7 protein-coding genes are annotated in these 6,580 nt (G+C 30.4%); 5 read left to right on the top strand and 2 right to left on the bottom strand.

Annotation, left to right across the window (positions count from 1 at the left end; genetic code table 11):
* Positions 1–106: 106 nt before the first annotated feature.
* Both rpsU and ACQRC6_RS08390 read left to right on the top strand, forming a co-directional pair.
* Complete coding sequence (gene rpsU, locus ACQRC6_RS08395; protein ID WP_005957648.1) at positions 107–286, top strand: 30S ribosomal protein S21; 180 nt, start codon at positions 107–109, stop codon at positions 284–286.
* Between the two features lie 13 nt (positions 287–299).
* A complete protein-coding gene (locus tag ACQRC6_RS08390) occupies positions 300–743 on the top strand; it encodes a GatB/YqeY domain-containing protein (protein ID WP_293558465.1) in 444 nt (147 codons plus the stop codon).
* A 362-nt stretch (positions 744–1,105) separates the two neighbouring features.
* On the opposite strand, the gene ACQRC6_RS08385 is transcribed toward ACQRC6_RS08390, so the two are convergent.
* The gene (locus ACQRC6_RS08385; protein ID WP_293558467.1) at positions 1,106–1,363 is read right to left on the bottom strand and encodes a putative signal transducing protein; all 258 of its coding nucleotides are present in this window, start codon (positions 1,361–1,363) and stop codon (positions 1,106–1,108) included.
* A gap of 159 nt (positions 1,364–1,522) precedes the next feature.
* Between ACQRC6_RS08385 and ACQRC6_RS08380 the strand changes: the two genes are divergently transcribed.
* Positions 1,523–2,827, top strand: coding sequence for a sodium-dependent transporter (locus ACQRC6_RS08380; RefSeq protein WP_427848542.1), 1,305 nt, complete (start codon positions 1,523–1,525; stop codon positions 2,825–2,827).
* A 134-nt stretch (positions 2,828–2,961) separates the two neighbouring features.
* On the opposite strand, the gene rpsD is transcribed toward ACQRC6_RS08380, so the two are convergent.
* Entirely contained in the window at positions 2,962–3,558 is a 597-nt protein-coding gene (gene rpsD, locus ACQRC6_RS08375) for a 30S ribosomal protein S4 (RefSeq protein ID WP_075658955.1), read from the bottom strand.
* Between the two features lie 224 nt (positions 3,559–3,782).
* On the opposite strand from rpsD, the gene ACQRC6_RS08370 reads away from it, so the two are divergent.
* Entirely contained in the window at positions 3,783–5,126 is a 1,344-nt protein-coding gene (locus ACQRC6_RS08370) for an oxaloacetate decarboxylase subunit alpha (protein WP_427848541.1), read from the top strand.
* A gap of 114 nt (positions 5,127–5,240) precedes the next feature.
* On the top strand, positions 5,241–6,488 hold the full coding sequence (locus ACQRC6_RS08365) for an aminopeptidase (RefSeq protein ID WP_427848540.1): 1,248 nt from the start codon (positions 5,241–5,243) through the stop codon (positions 6,486–6,488).
* Positions 6,489–6,580 lie beyond the last annotated feature (92 nt).

Genomic DNA, 6,580 nt, shown 5'->3' with positions numbered 1-6,580 from the left:
AAGAATTTTAAAAACTAAAAATATTATTGAAATTTTGGGATTTATAGAGTATAATAAACCTACATTGGCCGTAAGGCTACTCTTTTCTACGAGAGGAGGTTAAAAAATGTCCGAAATCAGGGTTGGTGAAAACGAATCTTTAGACAATGCTCTTAAAAGATTCAAAAGACAATGTGCCACAAGTGGAGTTCTCAAAGAAGTAAGAAAGAGAGAACATTACGAAAAACCAAGTGTTAGAAGGAAGAAAAAATCCGAAGAGGCACGCAGAAAAAAACACAGATATTAAAGAGGGTGTTCTTATGTCTCTAAAAGAGAGACTCATGGCTGATTTAAAAGAAGCTATGAAAAGTAAAAATAAACTTCGAAAAGATGTTATCACCATGGTTCGTGCAGCTATTAAACAAAAAGAAGTAGATGAACGAGTTGAGCTCAATGATTCTGATATTGAAAATATCATTTCAAAACAGCTAAAAGAAAAAAAGTCGTCAATTGAAGAGTTTAAAAAGGGTAATAGAGAAGATTTAGTTAAGCAAACTAATGATGAAATCGAAATACTACTTGAATACTTACCTGAGCAATTATCAGATGAAGAATTAAAAGAAATTATAAAAAAAGTAATTGACGAAAATGAAATAACATCAATGAAGGATATTGGTAAATTAATGAAAATTGTAATGCCTTTAATTAAGGGCAAAGCAGATGGCAAACAAGTTAATGTTATTGCTAAAGAATTATTAAATTAAGGCTCGGGGATTCCCCGGGTTTTTATTTTTGTAAACTTTTAACATATAAATTATTCTCTGTTAATGTTTAGGTAATTAGAATTTAATTCAATAATTAAAAAGAATATATTTTTATTTTAAGTTGATTTAGTTTCAAGAATTTTGTGTTTTAAAGGGAAAATCATTTTATTAGTTATAAATTTTTGAGAGTTTAGTTTAGTTAAAATATAAAGCTAAAATAGATTTTAAAATTAACAGATGTTGAATTTTTTAAATAAAAACAAATTAATATAGGCGAAGCAGGAAATAAGGGCATATTATTGCAAGGCAATAAAAAACTGATACATTTCATATCAGCCCTTTATTGTTTTGCAATAAATAAATTAATCAAAGATCAAATCGTCATTGTCGTCATTATCATTCATAAAGTAAACTAAAAGTTCGTTGGCAGTATCAAAATCATTTTCTGAAACATAAATTCCTTTTTCATAAAGTGAAAATCCAGAAATTAACCTCATATAATCGCCTTCGTCCTTTACAAAATAAGGAATGGAATTGTCTTCTAAGAAGGCACAAATTTCATCAAATAAGAGTTTATTGGTAGAAGTAACGAGTTTTACATATTCAATGTCTTTTTTCATAATATCACCTAATAAAATTATACCCTTAATTATAAAAAAGTAAATTTTATTGAAATAATTTATTAAATTTAGTAGAAAACAATACTTTAACGCTTTTATCTATTTAAAAAATATTAATTTTGTGATAGTATTTCTAGTATACAAAAAAAGGAGGAGTGTATGTCAAAGCAAAATGAAGGATTTTCATCGATCCTTGGATTTATTATGGTTGCCATTGGTCTTGCCCTTGGAATAGGAACTCTCTGGAGATTTCCTTATGTAGTTGGCGAAAATGGTGGAGCAATTTTTATATTTTTATATATTTTAATTATTTTAGTAATAGGAATTCCTCTTATGACTTGTGAGGTTACCATAGGTTATGCAACGGGAAACGCAGCAATAGATGCCTATAAGACTCTTAAACCAAATACTAAATGGTACTTGTCAGGATATCTTCACACACTTGCAGCATTAATTATAGTGGGATATACTTCAGTTATTTATGCATGGATTATAAAATATATTGCTGGGGCTATAAGTGGAGATTTCGTTGGACTTACAAGCGAAGGTATACAAAATTATTTTGATACTTTTAATGCAAATAAACCAATAGTATTTTTGTTTTTCATAATTAACTTCCTATTAAATGACGCAGTAATTATTTTGGGAGTTCAAAAGGGAATTGAAAGAGTTTCAAAAATTTTAATTCCAATTTTATTTGTAATTATGATTGTAATAATAGTCTTTGGATTAAGACTTCCTGGTGCAATTGATGGCGTTAAGTTTTTATTTAAACCAGATTTTTCTAAATTCTCAATGAATTCAGTTATTGTATGTCTAGGTCAGGCGTTTTTTGCACTTGGTCTTGCAATGTTAGGTTCCATGGTTTTTGGATCTTATATTAAGGAAAAAGACGAAAATATTTTTAAGGATTCATCAGTAATATGTCTTGCACTTGTATTTGCAGGAATTTTATCTGGACTTATGATTCTTCCAATTGTATTTGCTACTGGACTTACACCGGGAGAAGGAGTTGGACTTACATTTTTGACTCTTCCACTTGCCTTTAATGTGGTGCCTTTTGGTAGGGTGCTTTCAATTTTGTTTTACTTTGGATTTTACATTGCAGCTTTCACTTCATCTGTTGGCGTATTAGAAGCAATCGTTGGACAATTTATGGAGAGATTTAAGTTAGATAGAATAAAAGCATTGATATTAGCGAGTGTTATTATAATTGGAATTGCAGCATTATCTACTTTCTATGACCCAGCCTTTGCATTCATAGACAATGTGGAAAGTAATTACATTTTAGTAATTGGATGTCTTCTAATTGCACTTTTTTCTGCAAGAGCGTGGAAAATGGAAAATTTACTTGAAGCAGCAAATATAAAAAGTCCCTTCGTAAGAATGTGGATGAATGTAAGTATAAAGTATATTTCACCAATTGTTATTGTAATTATTTTCTTTAGTCAATTTATAAAATAAAACTTGTGTACTCTTGTCACAAATTCTATAAAAAAAGCCGAGCATACGTTCGGCTTTTACTTATATATGTAAGTTTTTTAAAAAAGAAAAGTTTACAATAAAAAAGACCCTTTGAGGGGTCTTCTTCGTTGTCATTACATATTCTTTGAATAAAATTCAACGATTAATTGGTCTTCAATTTCTATTGGAATATCTTCTCTATTAGGTAGAGAAACTAAAGTTGCTTTAAAGTCTTCGTCCTTAGAAATATAAGGATAGTTTACAACAATGTTAGTGTTGTAGTTTTCTTTAAATAAATCAACTTTTCTTCCCTTAGCAGATAATGCAATTACATCAGATGCTTCACATCTGTAAGAAGGAATATTTACTTTCTTTCCATTTACAGTTAAGTGACCATGAGTAACCATTTGTCTTGCTTGTCTAATTGAAGATGCAAAGCCCATTCTGTAACATAAATTATCAAGTCTTCTTTCAAGAAATGTTACTAAGTTAGGACCAGTTTGACCTTGAGTTCTTTGAGCTTCTTTAAATAGATTAACAAATTGTCTTTCAAGTACACCGTAGTATGCTCTAAGTCTTTGTTTTTCTAAAAGTTGCTTACCATATTCAGTAAGTTTTTTATCACTTCTTGCAGTACCCTTTGTTGCTCTTTTCATTGCCTTTGGGTGACCACATACATTTAGTCCAAGTCTTCTTGATTGCTTGAACTTTGGATCCATCATTTTTGCCATTTTTATCAAACTCCTATAAATTTTCGCCGCGATAATTTATAAGCCGATAGCATTATACTAGAAATAGAGGTTTTTGTAAAGAAAAAAATAAAAACCAGAAAACTTTATAATCTGACAAAAATTATTTGTGAGGAAAGCATTTATTTAATGAAAATTTTAAATAAATTATGTTATACTAAAAATATAAATAAGAGATATCTTTCGATTAATTGTTAGGAGGATTTATGAAAAAAATTGAATTTGTCGATACTATTCTTCGCGATGCTCATCAATCATTAATGGCAACGAGAATGACTTATAAGGATATGGAACCTGCACTTGATAAGCTTGATAAAGTTGGATACAAGGCTCTCGAATGTTGGGGAGGAGCGACTTTTGATTCATGTATAAGATATTTAGATGAAGATCCATGGGAAAGAATTAGAAATATTAAATCTCATTTAAAAAATACAAAGACTCAAATGCTTCTTAGAGGTCAGAATCTTTTGGGATATAAAAATTATCCTGATGATGTTGTAGAAAAGTTTGTTGAACTTTCTGTTAAAAACGGTGTGGATATTATTAGAATTTTTGACGCATTAAATGACCTCAGAAATATTGAAACTTCACTTAAAGCAGCTAAAAAAGCTGGTGCAGAGGCACAGGTTGCAATTTGTTACACTACATCAGAAATTCATACAATAGAATATTTTACAAATCTTGCCAAAAATGTTCAGGAAATGGGCGCAGATTCAATAGCAATTAAAGATATGGCGGGAATATTGACTCCACCAACATCAAGAGATTTAGTTAAGTCACTTAGAAAAGTAATTGATATACCAATAGAACTTCACACTCACGAAACTACTGGATGTGGTTCTATGACTTATCTTAAAGGTGTTGAAGAAGGTGCAGATATTTTAGACACTGCTCTTTCACCATTCTCTGGCGGAACAAGTCAGCCTCCAACAGAAACTCTTGCGATAATTTTAAAGGAAGCTGGATATAAGGTTGACCTAAACTTAGATATTTTAAATGAGCTTGCACCTTATTTCCAAGAAGTTAAAAATAAATATTTAAATAATGGAACTTTAAGAGTGAAAATGCTTACAGTTGATCCAAAGGGACTTATCTATCAAGTGCCTGGTGGTATGCTTTCAAATTTAAACTCACAGCTTTCTGCTGCAAAGCAAGAGCATTTATTTGAAAAAGTTCTTGCAGAAGTGCCAAATGTTAGAAAAGACATGGGTTATCCGCCACTAGTTACTCCAATGAGTCAAATGGTAGGAACTCAGGCATCCTTTAATGTTATGACTGGAAAGAGATACAAAATGGTTCCAAATGAAATCAAGGATTATTTAAAGGGACTTTATGGAAAAACTCCAGTTGAAGTGGACGAAGCTTTTAGAAAATCTATAATAGGCGATGCTGAAGTAATTACAGATAGACCTGCAAATCATTTAGAGCCAGCTCTAAATAAATATAAGGCTGAAGTTGGAGATCTTGCAAAATGTGAAGAAGATGTTTTAACTTACGCATTATTCCCACAAGTTGCAAAGGACTTTTTGGCAAAAAAATATAGCAAATAACCTAAATACTATTGGACTATTGGTAAATCCAATAGTATTTTTTTGCAAATAAAAACATTTTGTTGTATTATTTTTTTATGATAAACATTATATATAAATTGAAAGGAAGATAATATGGATTATAAAAATTTCGTTGTTAATGATTATATAGAAACTTATGCAGAATTAATTTTAAAGATTGGATTAAAAATCAAAAAAGGCGACAGACTTGTAGTGAGATGTCCAATAGAAGCTAGAGATTTTGCTATCACTTGCACAAAAAAGGCTTATGAACTTGGAGCAATTGAAGTTGTAATGGATTATAGAGATCCAATAATTTCTAAGTTAAAATACGAAAACGAAAGCGTGGAAGTTTTAACTGATATACCAAAACATAGAGTAGATAAAGAAAATTATTACATGGGAAAAAAGGCAAAATATCTTTCTATAACTGGATCTGACCCAGATGTGTTTAAGGGAATTGACTCTGAAAAATTATTCAAGGCAAATCTTGCAACGTCAAAGGCATTAAAGGACTTTTCTGCTAAAATGATGGCAAATTATGTGTCATGGATAGTTGTTGGAGCAAGTATTCCATCATGGGCTACAAAAGTTTTTCCTGAATTAAGTGAAGATGAAGCTGTGAGAAAATTATGGTTTGAAATTTTTAATTCTGTAAGACTTTTCGAAGAAGAGCCAGAGAAAGCTCTTGAAAATCATGTAAACAATTTGAATAAATACAGTGCATTTTTAAATGAAAATAAATTTGAAAAACTTATTTACAAATCAGAAAAGGGAACTAATCTTGAAGTTTGTCTTCCTAAGGGATATATTTTCGCAGGAGCTGGAGATGTAAATAGCGATGGCGAAGAATTTATTGCAAATATGCCAAGCGAAGAAGTTTTTTCTGCACCAAGACTTGATGGAGTAAATGGAAAAGTTTATTCAACAATGCCACTTAATTACAATGGAAATTTAATTGAAGATTTTTATTTAGTTTTTAAAGACGGAGAAGTAATTGATTACGACGCTAAAAGTGGAAGAGAATATTTAAAAAATATAATTGAAATAGACCAAGGTTCAAAGAGACTTGGAGAAGTAGCGCTTGTTTCACACAACACGCCAATTTCTATGAGGAAAGTTTTATTTTACAACACACTTTACGATGAAAATGCATCCTGCCATTTCGCCCTTGGCAAATCATATCCAAGTTGCATAGAAAATGGTGAAAAACTTACAATTGAAGAATTAAAAGAAAGAGGCATGAACGATTCATTAACGCATGTGGACTTCATGGTTGGCGACGCAAGTACAGAAATAGTTGGCGTAAAGGAAAATGGAGAAAAAGTACAAATCTTTAAGGATGGAAATTTTGTAATATAATAAACAAGGTGATGCTGCATAATAGATATTCTATTTTGCTCATCACTTTTTTATTAAGTATTTGTATTAGCATTATCTTTTTTAATTGATAA

The sequence above is a fragment of the Peptoniphilus sp. SGI.035 genome, from assembly GCF_050315115.1.
Lineage (GTDB): Bacteria > Bacillota > Clostridia > Tissierellales > Peptoniphilaceae > Peptoniphilus_A.
The sequence above is the reverse complement of the archived record's forward strand: the minus strand, read 5'-3'. Positions and strand labels throughout refer to the sequence as shown.

Excerpts from the sequence above, each read along its gene's own strand:
- rpsU (WP_005957648.1), top strand. The coding sequence starts at position 107 with ATGTCCGAAATCAGGGTTGGTGAAAACGAATCTTTAGACAATGCTCTT.
- ACQRC6_RS08390 (WP_293558465.1), top strand. The coding sequence starts at position 300 with ATGTCTCTAAAAGAGAGACTCATGGCTGATTTAAAAGAAGCTATGAAA.
- ACQRC6_RS08385 (WP_293558467.1), bottom strand. The coding sequence starts at position 1,363 with ATGAAAAAAGACATTGAATATGTAAAACTCGTTACTTCTACCAATAAA.
- ACQRC6_RS08380 (WP_427848542.1), top strand. The coding sequence starts at position 1,523 with ATGTCAAAGCAAAATGAAGGATTTTCATCGATCCTTGGATTTATTATG.
- rpsD (WP_075658955.1), bottom strand. The coding sequence starts at position 3,558 with ATGGCAAAAATGATGGATCCAAAGTTCAAGCAATCAAGAAGACTTGGA.
- ACQRC6_RS08370 (WP_427848541.1), top strand. The coding sequence starts at position 3,783 with ATGAAAAAAATTGAATTTGTCGATACTATTCTTCGCGATGCTCATCAA.
- ACQRC6_RS08365 (WP_427848540.1), top strand. The coding sequence starts at position 5,241 with ATGGATTATAAAAATTTCGTTGTTAATGATTATATAGAAACTTATGCA.